The organism is Streptomyces sp. V3I7 (genome assembly GCF_030817495.1).
Classification (GTDB): Bacteria; Actinomycetota; Actinomycetes; order Streptomycetales; family Streptomycetaceae; genus Streptomyces.
This window is the reverse complement of sequence record NZ_JAUSZK010000001.1, coordinates 1,485,808-1,503,527: the sequence shown is the minus strand read 5'-3', so window position 1 is coordinate 1,503,527 and position 17,720 is coordinate 1,485,808. Positions and strand designations below refer to the sequence as shown.

General features: G+C 72.6%; 14 protein-coding genes. 7 read left to right on the top strand and 7 right to left on the bottom strand.

The annotated features are described in order from the left end of the window. Window positions 1-42: 42 nt before the first annotated feature. The 6 genes from QFZ74_RS07155 to QFZ74_RS07130 form a co-directional block, all read right to left on the bottom strand. Entirely contained in the window at window positions 43-1,032 is a 990-nt protein-coding gene (locus QFZ74_RS07155) for a zinc-dependent alcohol dehydrogenase family protein (protein WP_307619942.1), read from the bottom strand. Continuing rightward, on the bottom strand, window positions 1,029-1,874 hold the full coding sequence (locus QFZ74_RS07150) for a carbohydrate ABC transporter permease (RefSeq protein ID WP_307619941.1): 846 nt from the start codon (window positions 1,872-1,874) through the stop codon (window positions 1,029-1,031). The genes QFZ74_RS07155 and QFZ74_RS07150 overlap by 4 nt, the downstream gene beginning before the upstream one ends. Next, window positions 1,871-2,809: a carbohydrate ABC transporter permease gene (locus QFZ74_RS07145; RefSeq protein WP_307619940.1), complete on the bottom strand. Its 939-nt coding sequence runs from the start codon at window positions 2,807-2,809 to the stop codon at window positions 1,871-1,873. The genes QFZ74_RS07150 and QFZ74_RS07145 overlap by 4 nt, the downstream gene beginning before the upstream one ends. Beyond that, window positions 2,806-4,176, bottom strand: coding sequence for a sugar ABC transporter substrate-binding protein (locus QFZ74_RS07140; protein ID WP_307619939.1), 1,371 nt, complete (start codon window positions 4,174-4,176; stop codon window positions 2,806-2,808). Before QFZ74_RS07140 ends, QFZ74_RS07145 begins: the two co-directional genes overlap by 4 nt. A gap of 82 nt (window positions 4,177-4,258) precedes the next feature. Continuing rightward, complete coding sequence (locus tag QFZ74_RS07135) at window positions 4,259-5,029, bottom strand: DeoR/GlpR family DNA-binding transcription regulator (RefSeq protein WP_307619938.1); 771 nt, start codon at window positions 5,027-5,029, stop codon at window positions 4,259-4,261. A 272-nt stretch (window positions 5,030-5,301) separates the two neighbouring features. Next, window positions 5,302-6,510: an MFS transporter gene (locus QFZ74_RS07130; protein WP_307619937.1), complete on the bottom strand. Its 1,209-nt coding sequence runs from the start codon at window positions 6,508-6,510 to the stop codon at window positions 5,302-5,304. 182 nt (window positions 6,511-6,692) lie between these two features. Here QFZ74_RS07130 and QFZ74_RS07125 point away from each other — a divergent pair, with 182 nt between their 5' ends. The 4 genes from QFZ74_RS07125 (at window position 6,693) to QFZ74_RS07110 (ending at window position 13,944) form a co-directional block, all read left to right on the top strand. Then, a complete protein-coding gene (locus QFZ74_RS07125) occupies window positions 6,693-7,280 on the top strand; it encodes a TIGR03086 family metal-binding protein (protein ID WP_307619936.1) in 588 nt (195 codons plus the stop codon). 145 nt (window positions 7,281-7,425) lie between these two features. Further along, window positions 7,426-8,223, top strand: a complete 798-nt coding sequence (locus QFZ74_RS07120) for an HAD family acid phosphatase (protein ID WP_307619935.1) — start codon at window positions 7,426-7,428, stop codon at window positions 8,221-8,223. A 166-nt stretch (window positions 8,224-8,389) separates the two neighbouring features. Then, entirely contained in the window at window positions 8,390-8,752 is a 363-nt protein-coding gene (locus tag QFZ74_RS07115) for a hypothetical protein (RefSeq protein ID WP_307619934.1), read from the top strand. After that, complete coding sequence (locus tag QFZ74_RS07110; protein WP_307619932.1) at window positions 8,749-13,944, top strand: caspase family protein; 5,196 nt, start codon at window positions 8,749-8,751, stop codon at window positions 13,942-13,944. Before QFZ74_RS07115 ends, QFZ74_RS07110 begins: the two co-directional genes overlap by 4 nt. Before the next feature lie 12 nt (window positions 13,945-13,956). Here the strand turns inward: QFZ74_RS07110 and QFZ74_RS07105 are convergent, their stop codons facing one another. Next, a complete protein-coding gene (locus tag QFZ74_RS07105; protein WP_307619931.1) occupies window positions 13,957-15,333 on the bottom strand; it encodes an MFS transporter in 1,377 nt (458 codons plus the stop codon). Between the two features lie 70 nt (window positions 15,334-15,403). Here QFZ74_RS07105 and QFZ74_RS07100 point away from each other — a divergent pair, with 70 nt between their 5' ends. From QFZ74_RS07100 to QFZ74_RS07090, 3 genes are all read left to right on the top strand, one after another. Then, window positions 15,404-16,381 (top strand): GlxA family transcriptional regulator, encoded by a 978-nt coding sequence (locus QFZ74_RS07100; protein WP_307619930.1) that lies wholly within the window; start codon window positions 15,404-15,406, stop codon window positions 16,379-16,381. After that, complete coding sequence (locus QFZ74_RS07095; RefSeq protein WP_307619929.1) at window positions 16,378-16,893, top strand: GNAT family N-acetyltransferase; 516 nt, start codon at window positions 16,378-16,380, stop codon at window positions 16,891-16,893. Before QFZ74_RS07100 ends, QFZ74_RS07095 begins: the two co-directional genes overlap by 4 nt. A gap of 73 nt (window positions 16,894-16,966) precedes the next feature. After that, window positions 16,967-17,701, top strand: coding sequence for a DsbA family oxidoreductase (locus QFZ74_RS07090; RefSeq protein WP_307619928.1), 735 nt, complete (start codon window positions 16,967-16,969; stop codon window positions 17,699-17,701). Window positions 17,702-17,720: the final 19 nt, after the last annotated feature.

Genomic DNA, 17,720 nt, shown 5'->3' with positions numbered 1-17,720 from the left:
ATCGGCCCAGGCACCGGCTCAGGCACCGGCTCAGGCACCAGCTCAGGGGACGACGACGATCTTGCGCCCGACGCCCGCCTTGAACTGCTCCAGCGCCTCGGGGTAGCGCTCCAGGGCGATCCGGTCGCTGATGAACACGTCCGGGTCCAGCACGCCGTTCGCGAACAGCTCCGCCGCCCGCTCGAAGCTGTGGAGCACGGCCATGGAACCGGTGATAGTGATTTCCGAGTTATAGATGCGGTACGGATCGATCGTCACCCGCGTCGCGTAGTCGGCGACGCCGAACTGGAGGAAAGTGCCCGCCTTCGCGACCCGGTCGAGGCCGTCCTGGATCGCGGCCGCGTTGCCCGTCGCGTCGACCACGACGTCCCAGCCCTGCGGCCGGTCCAGCTCGTCCGCGCTGCCCGCGGCGGCCGAGACGCCGAGCCGGCGGGCGGTCTCCAGCCGGGCCGGGTTCACGTCGACCATCTCCACGCTCGCCGCGCCCGTCCGCTTGGCCAGCTCCAGCATCATCAGGCCCATGGTGCCGGAGCCGTAGATCAGCACGCGGGCGCCGAGGCGGGAATTGAGGACGTCGTAGCCGCGTACCGCGCAGGACAGCGGCTCCACGAGGGCCGCGTCCTGGGTGCGTACGTGCTCGGGCAGCTTCACGCAGTTGGCCACCGGCGCCACCGCGTACTGCGCCGCCCCGCCCGGCACGGTCACGCCGATCGCGGCCCACCGCTCGCACAGGTTGTTGTGCCCGCTGCGGCACTGACGGCACTCGAAGCAGTACAGCGAGGGGTCCACCGCCACCCGGTCGCCGATCGCGACCTCGGTGACCTGGGCGCCCACCCCGACGATCTCGCCGGCGAACTCGTGGCCCGGCACGATCGGCAGCTTGGGCGCGAACTCGCCCTGGAGGATGTGCAGGTCTGTGCCGCACAGGCCGCAGGCGGCGACCTCGACGACGACCTCGCGCGGGCCGGGTGTCGGGTCGGGGACCTCGGTGACGACGGCGCGGCCCACGGACTCGATGACGGCGGCCTTCATTTCACGGCTCCAAGCGACAGGCCCTGGACCAGCTTGTCCTGGGCGGCGAACCCCGCGGCGAGCACCGGCAGGGAGATGACGAGCGACGCGGCGCACACCTTCGCCAGGAACAGGCCCTGGCTGGTGATGAAGCCGGTCAGGAAGACGGGGGCGGTCTCGGCGACCACGCCCGTGAGCACCCGGGCGAACAGCAGCTCGTTCCAGCTGAAGATGAAGCAGATCAGCGCGGTGGCGGCGATGCCCGGCAGCGCGATCGGCGCGACCACGCGGGCCAGGATCGTGGGCAGCCGCGCCCCGTCGATCCGGGCCGCCTCGATCACGGCGACCGGCACCTCGGCCAGGAAGGACTGCATCATCCACACCGCGATCGGCAGGTTCATGGAGGTGTAGAGGATGACGAGCAGCCAGATGTTGTCCAGCAGCCCGGCGTTCCTCGCGAACAGGTAGACGGGCAGCAGGCCCGCCACCGCCGGCAGCATCTTCGTGGACAGGAAGAAGAACAGGACGTCGGTCCACTTGCGCACCGGCCGGATCGACAGCGCGTACGCCGCCGGGAGCGCCAGCAGCAGGACGCACGCCGTCGACGCCACCGACGCCACGGTCGAGTTGATCAGCGCGGGCCAGGGGCTCGCCCCGCCGCCGCTGCCGAAGAACTCGCGGTAGCCGTCCAGGGTCAGGGAGGCGGCGAAGGACGGGGGGTTGGTCGCCGCGTCCTGTTCCGAGTGGAACGACGTCAGCGCCATCCAGGCGACGGGCAGGAAGAACAGGATCCCGGCGAGCCATGCCACCAGACCCAGTCCGACTCCCTTGCCCCTGCGTACTCGTACGGCCGTGGCGCTCATGCGCGCGACACCTCCTCGCGGAACAGCGACGACACCACACGCAGGGCGAAGGTCGCGATGACGATCGAGCCGATGACCACCAGGACGCCCGCGGCCGAGGCGAGTCCGTTCTCGTGGGCCTGGTAGAAGCTCTGGTAGACGGTGTAGGGCAGGTTGGCGGTGCCCAGGCCGCCGGACGTGATCGTGAAGACCGCGTCGAAGTTCTGGACGATGTAGATCGAGCCCAGCAGCGCGCCGAGTTCGAGATAGCGGCGCAGGTGCGGGAGCGTCAGATGGCGGAAGATCTGCCAGTCACTGGCGCCGTCCACCCGCGCGGCCTCCAGCTGCTGCTGGTCGCGGCTCTGGAGTCCGGCGAGCAGGATCAGCATCATGAACGGCGTCCACTGCCAGACCAGGGAGGCCTCCACCGCGAGCAGCGGGGTGTGGGACACCCAGTCGGGCTGTGGCCCGCCCACATAGTGCAACAGCCCATTGAACAGGCCGTATTCAGGGTTGTAGAGCACATGCTTCCAGAGCAGGGCCGCGGCCACCGGCACGACCAGGAACGGCGCGATCAGCAGGGTGCGTACGATCCCCCGGCCGCGGAACCTGCGGTCCAGCAGCAGGGCGAGCGCGAGGCCCAGCACCAGGCTGGCCAGGACCACGGCCACGGTCAGCAGCACGGTGGCCCACACCGAGTGGCGTAGGTCCGCGTCGGTCAGGACCTGGCCGTAGTTGTCGAGGCCGGTGAAGTGACGGGCCTTGGGGTAGAGCGCGTTCCAGTCGAAGAAGGAGATCACCAGCGTGGCCACGAACGGCAGCTGGGTCACCGCGATCATGAAGACGAGGGCCGGCAGCAGCGGCGCCCGGGTGGCCCAGGCGCGCAGCCGCGTCGAGGGACGCTGCACGGCGGGTACGGATGCCGTGCTCATCGGTGCGGTGGTCGTGGCGGTCAACGTCCCTCGTACTCCTTCGAGATCTTCTCGGCGAGCCGCTGGGACTTCCGCAGGGCCGCGTCGACCGACTGCCGTCCGGCGATGGCCGCGCTGATCTCCTGGGAGACCTTGGTGCCGAGGTCCGTGAACTCGGGGATGCCGACGAACTGGATGCCGGGCGCGGGCCGCGGCTGCACTCCCGGGTCGTTCGGCCGGGCGCTCTCGATGGCCTTCCTGGTCATCTCCTGGAAGGCGGCGGCCTCCTGGCGGTAGGCGGGGTTGCCGTACGTCGAGGCACGCTTGCCCGCCGGGACGTCGGACCAGCCGCTGGTGTCGCCGACGAGCTGCTCGTAGCCCTTGCCGGACGCCCAGGAGACGAACTTCCAGGCCTTGTCGGGGTTGCGGGAGGCGTTCTGGATGCCCCAGGCCCAGGTGTAGAGCCAGCCGGAGGAGTCCGTCTTCTCCACGGGGGCCGGGGCGTAGCCGAGCTTGCCCTTGACCGGGGACTCGGCCGCCTCCAGCAGGCCCGCCGCCGAGGTGGCGTCGTACCACATGGCGGTCTTTCCCTGGGTCATGTTGTTGAGGCACTCGGCGAACCCGGACTGGGCCGCGCCCGACTCACCGTGCCTGCGCACCAGGCCGACATAGAACTTCGTCGCCTTCTCGAACTCGGGGGAGTCGAGTCGCGCCTTCCAGCCCTTGTCGAACCAGGTGCCGCCGAAGGTGTTCACGACGGTGGTGAGCGGTGCCATCAGCTCACCCCAGCCGGGCAGTCCGCGCAGGCAGATGCCCTTCATGCCGGGCTCGGCGCCGTCGGCCTTGGCGGCGAGGCCGGCGACCTGCGTCCAGGTCGGGTGGGCGGGCATCTTCAGGCCCTTCTTCGCGAACACGTCCTTGCGGTACATCAGGAAGGACGACTCGCCGTAGAAGGGCTGGCCGTAGAGCTTGCCGTCGTCGGCGGTCAGGGACTGGCGCATCGGCCCCAGGATGTCCCGCTCGTCGTACGCCGGGGTCTTCGCGACGTACCCGTCCATGTCGCGCAGCCAGCCGTTGCGGGCGTACATCGGGATCTCGTAGTTGCTCAGGGTCGCCACGTCGTACTGCCCGGCCTGGTTGGCGAAGTCCTGGCTGATCTTGTCGCGGACGTCGTTCTCCGGCAGGACCGTGAAGTTGACCCTGATGCCGGTCTCTTTGGTGAAATGGGCGCGGGTGAGCTTCTGCAACTCGGTCATCTGCGGGTTGTTGACCATCAGTACGTTGATGGAGTCACCGCCGGAACCGGACCCGCCCGCTCCGACCCAGCAGCCGGAGAGCAGCGGGGCGAGCAGCGTCCCTGCGGCGGCCATGACGAGCATCGCTCGCGGCCTCCGCCGGCTCTGGGTGCGCATGAGTCGCTCCTGGATGTATGCGGACATAAGGGGCGCCGCTCGGTGCGAAGAGCCCCTGGAAACACGTGGGTTGTGCAAGTGGTCAGACCCGGATGACCTGCGGTCCCAGCAGGGAGTACCGGTGGGCCTCGGTGGCTGGGAGCAGCGTGCTCGTCACGATCGTCTCCAGCGCGCCGATCTCGGCGAACCGGCAGAAGCCGGCCGCGCCGAACTTGGTGTGCGCGCCCACGAAGACCGTGCGCCGGGATGCCCGGATCGCCTGCGCCTTGACGTCGCCGACCGCGGGGTCCGGGGTGGTCAGACCGTGCTCGCGGGAGATGCCGTTGGCGCCGACGTAGGCGAGGTCGATCACGAAGCCGGCGAGCATCCTCGTCGTCCAGTGGTCGACGGTCGCCAGCGTGCCCGAGCGGACCCGGCCGCCGAGCAGCAGCACCGACATGTCGCCCTTCTCGGCGAGCGCGCCGGCGACCGGCAGGGACGCGGTGACCACGGTCAGCGGCCGGTCCGCGGGCAGGGCCTCGGCGATGAGCTGCGGGGTGAAGCCCTCGTCGACGAAGACGGTCTCGGCGTCCCCGAGGAGCCCGGCCGCGGCGGCCGCGATCCGGCGCTTCTCGGGCACATGGCTGGTCGCCCGGAACGCGAGGGTGGTCTCGAACCCGGCGCTCTCCACGGGGTAGGCGCCTCCGTGGGTGCGGCGCACCAGGCCGTGGTCCTCCAGGGCGCGCAGATCCCGCCGTACGGTCTCCTTGGCCACGCCCAGGCCGGCGGCGAGCGCGGTGACGTCGACCGAGCCGCTCGCGCGCGCCGCCCGCACGATCTCGCGCTGGCGTTCCTCCGCCGTCCGCGTGCTCATTTCCCGTCACCCGCCTCGTTGCAGGACTGCCCGTTCGGGCCCTCTTCGGCCCTGGGGGAAGTTCTACAGCGGGCGCGCGCCCCTGACCAGGCCTGTTGCGCTCCTGATGCTGCCCGTTCATGCCCGTTCGGCCCCGGGCGTGCCCGCCGCGGACCTGCGTGGCTGCGCCCAAGGGGGTGAGAGCGGGCACCATCCGTGCCCGAAACGCACGACGGAACGCCCGTTCGACGCCCGCCTCCGCCACGAACGATCGTTTTCCGCCGCCGGACTCTTCAGCGAGCGTGCCCGTGGGTACGCATCGCCAAGGACGTGGCCGTCGCGGCCAGCCCCAGGCCGGACAGGACCAGCAGCAGCCAGTGGTCGACGAGCTCGACCAGGACCGCGCCGACGGCGAGTCCGAGCACGTTCGGGAGGAAGAGCAGCGTGTGGGCGGTGGCGGTGACGCGGCCGAGCAGGGGGCTCGGCGTGCCGCGCTGTACGGCGGTGAACGTGGCGATCAGCGCGCACGGCAGCCCGAGACCGATCGCCGCGCTGCCCGCCAGCGCCACGGCATCGGCCGGGACGCCCCGAGCGGCGACCGCGACGCCCATGAGGGCGATGCCGTACGCCGCGAACCGCCGCTCGCCCAGCCGCCGCAACGCGGGTCCGGAGAACAGCCCGACCGCCACCGAGCCGACGCCCTGGGCGGCGTACAGCGCACCGGCGTAGGCGGGGGAGTGCCCCAGGGCGTCCACGATGGCGTACGTCGTCGTGGCGCTCAGGGCGCCGAAGAACATCGTCGTGCCGCCCGCCCGGACCAGCGCGTGCACGTGCGGGTGCCCCCACAGGTGGCGGACGCCCGCCACGGTCTGCTTGCGCCAGTCGCCTCCGGTCCGCGCCGCGGGCGGTTCCTCTCGGACACGAAGGAGGGCGTACAGCACGGCCGTCAGCACGAAGGTGGCCGCGTCCAGGAGGGCGACCGCCGGCCCGCCGTACGCCGCGTAGAGGCCCGCGCCCGTCAGCGGGGCCACCAGTTTCATGCCCTCGGTCGCGGTCGTCCGCAGCCCGTTGAAGTCGCCGAGCAGCTCCGGACCGACGACAGCGACGACCAGGTTCGACTCGGCGGCGTCATGGACGACGCCGGCGGCGCCGTACAGGAACAGGACGGCGAACAGGAGCCACAGCCCGTTCGGGGAGCGGACGGTGGTGAGAGTGAGGAGGAGGCCGGCCAGGCCGATGTTCAAGCCGCGGAGCAGCTGGCCCCGGCGAAAGCGGTCGGCCAGTGTGCCGAGCACCGGACCGGCCGCCGTCGGCAGCCACATCGCGAGCATGCACAGCGCCGCCAGCCCGCTCGAGCCGGTGAGGTCCTTGACCCATACGCCGGACGCCAGCCACAGCGCCGACGTACCGAAGGCGGACACCACCACGCCCGCCAGATACAGCCCCGCGTCGCGGTCCCGCAGGACGCGCGTGACCGCCCAGGAGGTCGTCCGAGTCGTCATACCCGGTCATGGTTGGTCTAAGGCGGGGGTACGGGCATCGGGCAGGTGCCCTGGAAGCGTGCGGGCGCGGTGACCCAAAGGGGCCGCGGCCGATGAGTTTTGCGTCGCGGGGCGGTCCTTCTCGTGATGGGATCCGAATCAATCCTGGGATCGGTGTGTATGAGGACGCGGAGGAGGCCGGTATGACCGACATGAGGTTCGACCTGGGCCCGCAGGCCCGTGAGGTGGCGCGGCTCGTCGAGGGGGTGTCCGACGAGCACCTTCCAGGAGCGACGCCGTGCCCCGACTACACGGTGCGCAATCTGCTGGGGCACCTGGTGGGGCTGGCCAGGGCCTTCCGGGACGCCGGCCGCAAGGACCTGGGCGCCACCACCGACACCGCCCCGGACGCCGCCGTCCCCGACATCGGACCCGGCTGGCGAGAGGAGCTCGCCGGGGCGCTGGACGAACTCGCCGAGGCCTGGCGCGACCCGGAGGCCTGGGCCGGCATGACCCGGGCGGGCGGCGTCGACCTGCCCGGCGGTGTCGCGGGCCTCGTCGCCGCCGACGAGCTGGTGATCCACGGCTGGGACCTGGCCCGCGCCACCGGGCAGGACTACACGCCCGACCCCGCCGCCCTCCAGGGAGCGCAGGTCTTCCTGCGCGCCGCGGCCGAGGAGCCCAACCGCCCGGCCGGCCTGTTCGGTCCCGTCGTCACCGTCCAGGACGACCGGCCCCTGGTGGAGAGGCTGGTGGGACTGAGCGGACGCGACCCGGAGTGGAAGGCGTAGCCGCTCACGGGGCGTCGCCGCTCGCGCAGGTATCGATCGGTTAAAACGGGTCGCCGTCCGGGTGTGATGCGCGTAGACAGTGCGCGACCTGGTGCACCACTCATCACACTGGCGCACCACTCGTTCACGCAGACCCGGAGATTCCATGCGGAAGTCCCTCAGAGCGGCCGCCATAGCCGCCGCCTGCGCCGTCGCCGGCGGCGCCCTCTACGGCGCCGGCGCGGCCACGGCCGGCCAGTCGACGGCCAACTCCACCCAGGAGCCGTACAACATCGGCACCCTGGTGAAGGACATCGACACCTACTACGGCACCGCGCCCGACGCCGACGGCGTGTACCAGGCGTCCCCGGACAGCCCCTACGCGCGGGACCTGGCCCGCCTCGACGCCGACGCCAGGCGCTACATCGACAAGGCGGCGGCCAAGTCCCTGCAGAAGGGCGAGAAGCCCGCGGTCGTCTTCGACATCGACGACACGCTGCTGCTCAGCCTCGACTACGAGAAGCGCTACAACTACACCTACAACGCGGCGAGTTGGGCGGCCTACGTCGACCGCGCCGACCGCCCGGCCGTCTTCGGCAGCCCCGAACTCGTGCGCTACGCCGAGGACAGGGGCGTGGCCGTCTTCTACAACTCGGGGCTGAGCGAGTCCCAGCGCACCGCCGCCGTGACCAACCTGAAGCGGACCGGCGCCGACGTGAACCTCGACGCCGCCCACATGTTCCTCAAGGACAAGGCGAACCCGCCGGCGTATTTGAGCGGCTGCGCCACCCCGGGGACCTGGACGTGCACGACCGTCCAGTACAAGGCGGGCACCCGCAAGCACATCGAGCAGGACCTCGGGTACGACATCATCGCCGACTTCGGCGACCAGTACTCCGACCTGGACGGCGGCTACGCCGACCGGACCTACAAGCTGCCGAACCCGACGTACTTCGTCGGTTAGGGGCTTCCACACGAGAGGCCCTGGGTGACCCGGGCCGCCCCCCCGTCCGGTTCTGCCGGCCGGGTCGGGCGGCCCCCTCCCGGGTGGCCGCGCGAGACTTCCCCGGCGGGTGAATTCCGTTACCATCGGCTCTGCTTGAGGCACAGGCGACGGGGGAGGACGAGGCATGCTGATCCGCATCCAAGGCGACGGTGACGAACAGGCTCTGACGGACCTTCAGCAGTGGCTGAGCCGCGATCCCGACGCCGCCCGGCTGTCCGTCACCCCGGTCAGCACCCCCGGCTCCACGATGGGCGCCTTCGACGCCCTCGACGTCGCCTTCGGGCACGCCCTCGACATCGCCAACTTCGCGGTGGCGTACGCGAGCTGGCGCGGCGCCCGCGCCGGGCAGGCCCTGCGGTCCGGCGCCCGGAAGCTGACGTACGGTGCCACGACCGTCGACATCGGCCACCTCGACCCGGCGCAACTGGCCGACCTGCTGCGCCGCCTGGAGGGCCAGAACCCGGACGCCGGCACGCTCCCGTCATGACCGGGCAGCCGACGGGCGGCTCCCGCGCGGTGCTCTTCGGCGTCCACGCCTTCAGCCACTTCCCGGACCTCGACGGCGTCAGCCGCAACATCCCCGCACTGCGCGCCCAGTTGACCTCCCCGGACGTGGGGGAGCTGGACGAGAAGACGTGCGTCGTCCTGCCCCCCGGCAGCGACATGGGCACCGTCCTCGACGCGGTGGAGACCGCCGCCGCCGAGGCCGACGACCTGCTCCTCGTCTACTACGCCGGGCACGGCCACTACGACCGCGACGGCCGCAGCCTGCTCCTGGCCACCGAGGCCTCCAGCCACACCCGCCGCCACCACTCCGTGCCGTACGAGGACATCCGCGAGTACGTGTCCGCCTCCCGGGCACGGCACAAGGTCGTCATCGTGGACTGCTGCTACAGCGGCATGGCGTTGCGCATGGGCGAGACCGCTCCCGCGGCGGACAGCGACACGCTCGCCATCGAGGGCGCCTGCGTGCTCACCTCGGCCGCCGAGACCCAGCAGTCCCTGTGCCTGCCCGAGGGCAGTGTCTTCACCCTGGCGCTCGTCGACGTACTCCGGGAGGGCCTGCCGGACACCCTGCCCGACGGGCGCCGCGGCCCGGACCTGACGCACCTCAGCACGGGCGACGTCTTCGAGGCCGTACGGTCCCGGCTCAAGGACGTCCGGGTGGACGGCGCCCGCGTCCCCGAGCCCCGGATGGCCAGCCGGGGCTCCGGCTACAAGATCCCGCTCGCCCGGAACACCGCCTGGCGCCGCCCGGCCACCCCGGCCGAGGCCGCCGTCCCGCAGCAGCGGACCGAGCCCGCGCCCGACCCGCTCGCCGCGGTCGTCGGCCAGCAGAGCTTCGTCGACGGCCTCGGCGGCTTCAAGAAGAACCTCACCCCCGAGCACCTGCCGTTCGTCTCCCCGGGCCCCGATCACCGCGCCCACCCCGACCGGCTCTTCGGCCGCCTGCAGAACTCCGACGACCGCGGGGTGCTGCTGGTGGGCGCGGCCGGCACCGGCAAGACCCGCACCGGCCTGGAGGTGGGCCGGATCGCGCTGAGCCGCGGCTGGCGCGTCCTGCACGTCCGACCGGGGCGGGAGTCGTCCGTCACCGGGCAGATCAGCAGCCAGGTCCTCGCCGGCACCGGCCCGGCCCTGGTGGTGATCGACTACCTCAACGAGTACCTGAAGGACGACGACAACCACGACGCCCAGCTCGACCTGACCGCGCTGCGCCACCGCCTGCTGCCCGAGGCCCGCCGCAGGAACATCCAGGTCGCCTTCCTCGCCTCGGTGCGCCCCGGCTGGCTCCAGAAGGCCGACCACGTCCAGCTGCACGACCTGTTCGACGAGGTCTGGCTGCGCCAGGACGAGGAGTTCCAGCGCCTCGTCGCCGACCACGCCCTGGCCAACCTCGCCCCCACCGCCATCGACCGGCTCGGCATGGACCGGATGCGGGAGATCTGCGGCCACCGCCCCATCATCACGCTGCTGGTCGCCCGCGAGCTGGAGCGCCGGGTCATCAGCGGGCTGCCCATCCCCGACACAGCCGGGCTGCGCGCGAGCGGCGACCTCCCGCGGTGGCTCAGGAGCCGGCTGGAGGAGGACGACCTCGCCGTCCGCGGACGCAAGGAGACCACCTTCGACCAGGTCACCGCCTCCGACAGCCTGGTGGCCGCGGCCGCCGCGGCCGCCGCCTGTCCGCAGGCCCGCGCCGACGTGACCGCCGCGGCCGCCGCCGCGCTGACCCACACCTCCAGCGGGGCCGACCGCGCCGAGGGCGTCGTCGAGACCCTCATCGACCTCGGCTGGCTGGAGGGGGAGGGCGGCGACGGCGACATCCTCACCACCGCCCACGACGTGGTGTGCGACCAGCTCGTCGAGTCCGTGATCCTGCCCGCGGCCAGCCGCAACCCCGACCGCCGCCGCACCCGGATCCTCCTCGCCGGCTGCCTCACCAGCGCGCGCACCATCGGCCGTTACGCCACCAACCTCGCCCGGCTCGTGAACGACCTCGCCCTCGCCGGCCGCGCCGAGTCCGTCTCCGCGGCGCTCGACGCCTGGTTCGCCGACAACGCCCCGGCCATCGGCGACGTCATGCGCTACGACGCCGACATCGGCGGCTACGCGCTCGGCGCGATCTGCACCGGACAGCCCTGGTCCGACGCCGCCGTGCAGAACTGGCCGGAGATCGTGGGCCCCTGGCTGGAGGAGTTCGGCGACGGCGTCAACGCCCGGCACGTCCTCTACCGCGGCCTGTGGCACCTGCCCACCGACGGCGCGCTGCTGCTCGTCCCGGCGGCCCTGCGCTGGCTGGAGTCCCACGGCTGGCGGCGGGAGGCCAGCTACGTCCTCAGCCCCCTGCTGAGCCGGACCGACATACCGGCCGACCAGCACAAGCCCGCCGTCTGGAAGGCGATCGGCTGGCTGCGCCGCCACGGCGACATCCTGGAAGCCCACTTCGTGCTGCGCGGCCTCGTCGCCCGCACCGACCTCACCTTCCAGCAGACCCGGAAGGTCGTCGCCGCCGCGCTGCAGTGGTCGGAGAACGACGTCACCGTGCGCCAGGTGGCCCACATCCTGCCGCCGCTCGTCGCCCGCACCGACCTCACCGACGACGAGACACGGCAGGTGGTCGCCCTCGCCCTCGAGTGGCTGCGCCACCACCGCACGCTGTGGGACCCGCACAAGGTGCTGCGCGCCCTGCTGAGCCGCCGCGACCTCACCGAGAACGAGGCCCGCCAGGCGGCGTCGATGACCCTGTGGTGGCTGGAGGAGCACGCCACCGCGCACCCCGCCACGTACGTCCTGCGACCGCTCCTCGCCCGCACCGAACTGGCCCGGAGCCAGATGCGGCGGGCCGTCCAGTGCGCCGGGCAGTGGCTGGAGCACCACGCGGCCACCGCCGGGGCCGACTTCCTCATCCGCCGCCTGCTGGAGCGTTCCGACCTCACCGAGGACGAGAGCCGCCGGGCGGTCGGCTTCGCCGGCCAGTGGCTGGAACAGCACGCCACCACCACCGAGGCGGACTTCCTCATCCACCCGCTGCTGGAGCGCTCCGACCTCACCGAGGACGAGAGCCGCCGGGCCGTCGAGTACGCCGGTGAGTGGCTGGAGCACCACGCCACCACCCCCGGCGCCACCTTCGCGCTGGGCGCGCTGCTCGCCCGCGGCGACCTCACCGACGGCCAGGCCCGGCAGGCCATCGTCTCGGCCACGGCCTGGCTCGGCTGCCACGGCGACCTCGACTCCGCCGGATACGTCCTGAGGGTCCTGCTCGACCGCCCCGACCTGCCCGAGGACGCGGCCCGCCGGGCCAACGCCGTCGCCGTCGCCTGGCTGGACTCGCGCGCCGAGTCCCGGGAGGCCAGCTTCACCCTCAACAAACTGCTGTGCCGCCAGGACCTCGACCAGGAACAGGCCCGGCAGGCCATCGCGTCGGCGATCACCTGGCTCGGCTGCCACGGCCGGACCGACGTCGCCGACTACGTCCTGCGCGCCCTGCTCTCCCGCCCCGACCTCACGCCCGGCCACGCCCAGCAGGCCATCGGCCACGCGACGCGCTGGCTGAAGCTGCACGGCACCGGCCGCAACGGCGGCTACGTCCTCGGCGCGCTGCTCGGCCGCGGCGACCTCACCCCGGTGCAGGCCAAGGGAGCGGTCACCTCGGCCCTCGCCTGGCTCACCGACCACGGGCGCGCGCTGGAGGCCGACTTCGTCCTGCCGCCGCTGCTGGAGCGCACCGGCCTCACCGACGACGAGCACCGGCGCGCGCTCGCCTTCGCCGACCTGCGCGAGCAGCAGAACGGCACCACCTTCCGTGAGGCGACCGAACTCTCGCGGCGGCTGACCACCGACGGCCCGGTGGACGAACAGGTCCGCGAGGACCTCGCCTCCGCGCTCGCATGGCTGGAGCAGCACGCCGAACGTCCCGAGGCAGTACGGGTGTTGCGGGCGACGTTCACCCATCACGAGCTGACCGAGGAGCAGTTCCGGCAGACCGTCGCCGCGGCCATGACCTGGCTCGCCCACCACGCCATCCAGCCCGGCGCCTCCTACCTCCTCCAGCCGCTGCTGTCACTGCCCGGTCTCACCGACGAGGACGTCGACCTGGCCGCCGCCCACGCCCTGCAGTGGCTGGGGCAGCACTGGCAGGGGACCCAGGCCACCTTCACGCTCGGCGCGTTGATCGGGAACACGCGGATCGGCCCGGACAAGCTGGAGCGCGGCATCTCCCTGGCCGCGGACTGGCTGGAGCGCCAAGTGGCCACGCCCGACGCCCGCTTCGTCCTGGACAAGCTGCTCACCCGGCGGGAGATCACCGGGGCCCGGGCCCAGGCCACCGTCGCCTTCACCGACCTGTGGCTCAGCCGCCATGTGTCCATGCGCGAGGCCCGCTTCGTCCTCGAACCACTGCTCGCCCGCACCGACCTCACCGGCGAGGAGACCCGCCGCGCCGCCGCCCACACGACGGCCTGGCTGCGCGCCTACGGCACCATCGGCGAGGCCCGCCACGTCCTGGTCTCGCTGAACGCCAAGCCCGGCCTCACCGCCGAGGAGATCGGCCAGGCCTTCGACCTCACCGGTGTCTGGCTGGAGCGCTACGGCAGCCCGGGCAACGCCCAGACCGTCCTCACGCCCCTGCTGTGGCGGACCGACCTCGGCCCCGAACACCTGCGCCGGTTCGCCGACTTCACCCTGCGCTGGGTCACCGCGCACGCCGCCCCCGACTCCTGGCGGGTGCTCGGCCCCCTGCTGAACCGGACCGACCTGGCCCCCGACCAGACGCGCGCCCTGCTGCGCCTGGTCGTCGACAGCGTGCAGGCCGACCCCGCCGTCTACGACGTCAGCTTCCTGCTGGAGCCGTACCTCACCCGCTCCGACCTCACCGAGGCCCAGCGCAGGGCGGCGACCGGCTGGGCGCTGACCTGGCTGGACCACCACATGCCCATCTGGCGGTCCCGCTTCGTCCTCCGCTCCCTGCTGCGCCTGGACGACCTCGACCCCGACGACTCCCGCCGGGTGATCGCCCAGTCCCTGGCCTGGCTGGAGCACCACACCGACGGCACCCCGGACGCCTTCGCCGCCTCGGGCGCCGACGCCGTCCTGGACCCCCTGCTCGCCCGCAAGGACCTCACGGACACCGATGCCGAGCGGGCCCGCGCCTTCCTGCCCGGAAAGGTCCCGGCGGCCTGACGGGGCGGAAGTTCACCCCCGGGCCGCCGTCCCGCGGGCGGTCAGCAGGCAGGTCAGGGCGAGCAGCGCGGCGGCCACGGCGAGGCTCGTCCGCATCCCCGTGGCGAAGCCGCCGGCGACCAGCGCCCCGAACACGGCGATGCCGAGCCCGCCGGACACCTGCCGCGCCGCGTTGAGTACGCCCGCCGCGACCCCCGCGCGCTCGGCGGGCACCGCGTCCAGCATCAGGGCGGTCAGCGGGGGAATGGCGAGCGCGCAGCCCAGGGCCAGCGGGATCAGGAGCACGGCCACCAAGGTGGCGGGCGTCCTGGTGCCGACGGTCAGCAGGCCCAGCAGCCCCAGCACCGCGAGCGCCTGGCCCGCCAGCATCGGCGGCCGCGGGCCGTAGCGCTGCGCGAGCTTGCCCGACACCACGTTGGTCACCGCGATCAGCCCGGTCATCGGCAGGAACATGAGGCCGACATAGAGCGCGGAACGGCCCTGCGCCTGCTGGAAGAAGAGCGAGAAGAGGAAGACCACACCGTAGAAGGCCACGCTGCACGCGGCGCCCGCCGCGACCGCCACGCGCACGGCCCGGTCGCGGAACAGGGCGGGCGGGACCACCGGATGCGGCTGACGGGCCTCGGTCCGGACGAACAGCACGGCCGCGGTCACCGCCACCACGAACGCCACCGCCCGCGTCGTACCGCCCTCGATCACCGCGAAGGTGAGTGCCGTCAGGGCGATCACGGCCGTCGCCTGACCGGGCAGGTCCAGCGGCGCGGGCCGGCGCTCCGAGCGCCGTGTCCGCGTCAGCAGGGCCAGGGCGACGACGCCGAGCGGCAGGTTGACGAAGAAGATCCCGCGCCAGTCCCAGGCCGTGGTCAACGCGCCACCGGCCACCGGCCCGAGGGCCACCGCCACCGAACCGCCCGCCGCCCAGGCGGCCACCGCCCGGGACCGGCGCGCCGGGTCCGTGTACGCCTGCCGCACCAGGGCCAGCGAGGCGGGCAGCACGACGGCCGCCGCGACGCCCTGTACCACCCGGGCGCCGATCAGCACCGGGAGGGCCGGGGCGAACCCGCAGGCCGCCGAGGCCAGGGTGAACACCGCGATGCCCAGGCCGTACGCCCGGCTCGCCCCGGCCCGGTCAGCGAGCGCGCCCGTGGAGAGCATCAGGGCCGCGAAGGGCAGCGTGTAGGCATCCACCACCCACTGGAGACCTGACAGGCCTCCGCCCAGGGAGGAACCGATCGCGGGGAGGGCGACGTTCACCACCGACGCGTCGAGGGTGATCAGCGCGAAGCCGAGCAGCGCGGCGGCGAGCGCGACAGCCGGCGGGGAGGAAGTCGTGAACTCGCCTTTTTCAGGCGTCAGTTGGGGCGTAGGGAGAGTCTGGCTCGTTGACATGGCTCCATGCTGCGGATCTTCAACGGCGTACAGTAGTGGCCCGATTGCCATGCATCCGGAGGTTCTGGCCATGCTCCGTGTCGCCGTCATCGCGTCGCCGCCCGTGTCGATGTTCAACCTCGCCATCCCCGAACTCCTCTTCGGCAAGGTCGAGGTGGCCGGAGCGCCGGGCTACGAGGTCGTCATCTGCGCGCCCGACCCCGGCCCCGTGGCCACGACCGGCGGTCTCGACCTGCATGTGCCGCACGGCCTGGAGGCGCTGCGCGAGGCGCACACCGTGCTCGTGGCCGGCACCGGCGAGCCCTACTCCCCGGACCCGAGGGTCGTGGCGGCCCTGCGCGAGGCGGCCGGGGCGGGCACCCGTATCGCCTCCATCTGCACCGGCGCCTTCTCCCTCGCCGAGGCCGGTCTGCTCGACGGCCGCCGGGCCACGACCTACTGGGCGCACGCCGAGGAGATGCGCCGCAGGCACCCCGGCGTCGAGATGCAGGGGGATGTGCTCTACGCCCAGGACGGCCCGTACCTGACCTCCTCCGGCTACGCGGCCGGCCTCGACCTGTGCTTGCACGTCATCCGCACCGACTACGGCGCCGCCGTCGCCAACGAGGTCGCCCGGCTGGCCCTGGTGGCCCCGGTCCGCCCCGGCGGCCAGACCCAGTTCACCCGAACCCCGCTGCCGCCCGAGCGCGGGACCGTGTGCGCCGACACCCGCGGCTGGGCCATGCGCAACCTCGACAAGCCGCTCACCCTCACCGACCTGGCCCGGCACGCCGGCGTCAGCGTCCGCACCCTCACCCGCCGCTTCCACGCGGAGAGCGGCGTCAGCCCCCTGCAGTGGCTGCTCCACCAGCGCATCGAGCGGGCCAGGGAACTGCTGGAGACCACCACCCTGCCGATGGACCAGGTGGCGCGCGCCTCGGGGCTCGGCACCGCCGACTCGCTGCGCGCCCATCTGGTCCGGCGGACCGGACTCACCCCGAGCGCCTACCGCGCCCAGTTCAGCCGGCGCGGAACCGGGGGCGGAGCCGGCGCGTCCTCCGCTGCATGATCGATGACCGTGAGACCGGAATCCTCCTGATCTGCACCGCTGTGCCCGCGGAGGCCGAGACCATCGCCGATCTGCATCTGCGGGCCCGTTCGACGTACTACCCGGACGGCGTGCCGCAGGGCGATATCGACTGGCAGGCCGCTTGGCGCGGGTCGATCGAGCGCACCGACGCGCACGTGCTGTGCGCCGTGGAGAAGGGGAGCATCGTCGGCATCGCGTCCTTCCGGACGCCGGACGGGGCGGGTGCGGACACCGTCAAGCTGTTCCAGTTCCATGTGGACCCCGGCCGCTGGCGGTCCGGCATCGGCAGGGCCCTGCACGCCGCCTGTGTGGAGCAGTGGCGGGCCGACCGGCGGCGCGCGGCCGTGCTCGACGTGCACGTCGACAACAAGCGCGCCCAGGCGTTCTACGCCCGCGAGGGCTGGCTGCCGGACCCGCAGACCCCGCCCGCCGCGGGCGACCACCACCTGTACCTGCGCTACACCGTGCCCGGGGAGACGCCCGGGGAATGAACCCGCCTGCTTGAACGTTCACGTACCCGCGGAGAGAGCCTCCGTCCCGTACGAACTGGAAAGAGCCGATCGCATGCGCGTCGAAATCTGGAGCGACATCGCCTGTCCCTGGTGCTACGTGGGCAAGGCCCGCTTCGAGAAGGCGCTCGCGGCCTTCCCGCACCGCGGCGACGTCGAGGTGGTCCACCGGTCCTTCGAGCTGGACCCCGGCCGCGCCAAGGGCGACGCCCAGCCGGTGATCACCATGCTGACCCGGAAGTACGGCATGAGCGAGGCGCAGGCACAGGCCGGCGAGGACAACCTGGGCGCGCAGGCCGCCGCCGAGGGGCTCGACTACCGCACCCGCGGCCGCGACCACGGCAACACCTTCGACATGCACCGCCTGCTGCACCTCGCCAAGGAGCGCGGCCGGCAGAGCGAGCTGCTCCAGGCGCTGTACCGGGCCAACTTCGCCGAGGAGCGGTCCGTCTTCACCGAGGGCGACGAGCGCCTGGTGGAGCTGGCCGTCGAGGCCGGACTCGACGCCGACGAGGTGCGTGCGGTGCTCGCCGACCCCACCGCCTACGCCGACGAGGTCCGCGCCGACGAGGCCGAGGCCGCCCAGCTCGGCATCAGCGGCGTGCCCTTCGTCGTCATCGACCGCAAGTACGGCGTCTCCGGCGCCCAGCCCGACGAGGTCTTCACCCAGGCGCTGAACCAGGCGTGGGGCGAGCAGACGGTGCTCCGGCTGTTCGAAGAGGGCGGCGATGGCGGCGACGGCGGCGCCGAGGCGTGTGGGCCGGACGGGTGCGCCGTACCGAAGAGCTGAACGGGAGCGTCTCCGGCGG

What these genes read in the sequence shown, in the direction of transcription:
- QFZ74_RS07155 (WP_307619942.1), bottom strand. Translation starts at nt 1,032, where the DNA reads ATGAAGGCCGCCGTCATCGAGTCCGTGGGCCGCGCCGTCGTCACCGAG.
- QFZ74_RS07150 (WP_307619941.1), bottom strand. Translation starts at nt 1,874, where the DNA reads ATGAGCGCCACGGCCGTACGAGTACGCAGGGGCAAGGGAGTCGGACTG.
- QFZ74_RS07140 (WP_307619939.1), bottom strand. Translation starts at nt 4,176, where the DNA reads ATGCGCACCCAGAGCCGGCGGAGGCCGCGAGCGATGCTCGTCATGGCC.
- QFZ74_RS07135 (WP_307619938.1), bottom strand. Translation starts at nt 5,029, where the DNA reads ATGAGCACGCGGACGGCGGAGGAACGCCAGCGCGAGATCGTGCGGGCG.
- QFZ74_RS07130 (WP_307619937.1), bottom strand. Translation starts at nt 6,510, where the DNA reads ATGACGACTCGGACGACCTCCTGGGCGGTCACGCGCGTCCTGCGGGAC.
- QFZ74_RS07125 (WP_307619936.1), top strand. Translation starts at nt 6,693, where the DNA reads ATGACCGACATGAGGTTCGACCTGGGCCCGCAGGCCCGTGAGGTGGCG.
- QFZ74_RS07120 (WP_307619935.1), top strand. Translation starts at nt 7,426, where the DNA reads ATGCGGAAGTCCCTCAGAGCGGCCGCCATAGCCGCCGCCTGCGCCGTC.
- QFZ74_RS07115 (WP_307619934.1), top strand. Translation starts at nt 8,390, where the DNA reads ATGCTGATCCGCATCCAAGGCGACGGTGACGAACAGGCTCTGACGGAC.
- QFZ74_RS07110 (WP_307619932.1), top strand. Translation starts at nt 8,749, where the DNA reads ATGACCGGGCAGCCGACGGGCGGCTCCCGCGCGGTGCTCTTCGGCGTC.
- QFZ74_RS07105 (WP_307619931.1), bottom strand. Translation starts at nt 15,333, where the DNA reads ATGTCAACGAGCCAGACTCTCCCTACGCCCCAACTGACGCCTGAAAAA.
- QFZ74_RS07100 (WP_307619930.1), top strand. Translation starts at nt 15,404, where the DNA reads ATGCTCCGTGTCGCCGTCATCGCGTCGCCGCCCGTGTCGATGTTCAAC.
- QFZ74_RS07095 (WP_307619929.1), top strand. Translation starts at nt 16,378, where the DNA reads ATGATCGATGACCGTGAGACCGGAATCCTCCTGATCTGCACCGCTGTG.
- QFZ74_RS07090 (WP_307619928.1), top strand. Translation starts at nt 16,967, where the DNA reads ATGCGCGTCGAAATCTGGAGCGACATCGCCTGTCCCTGGTGCTACGTG.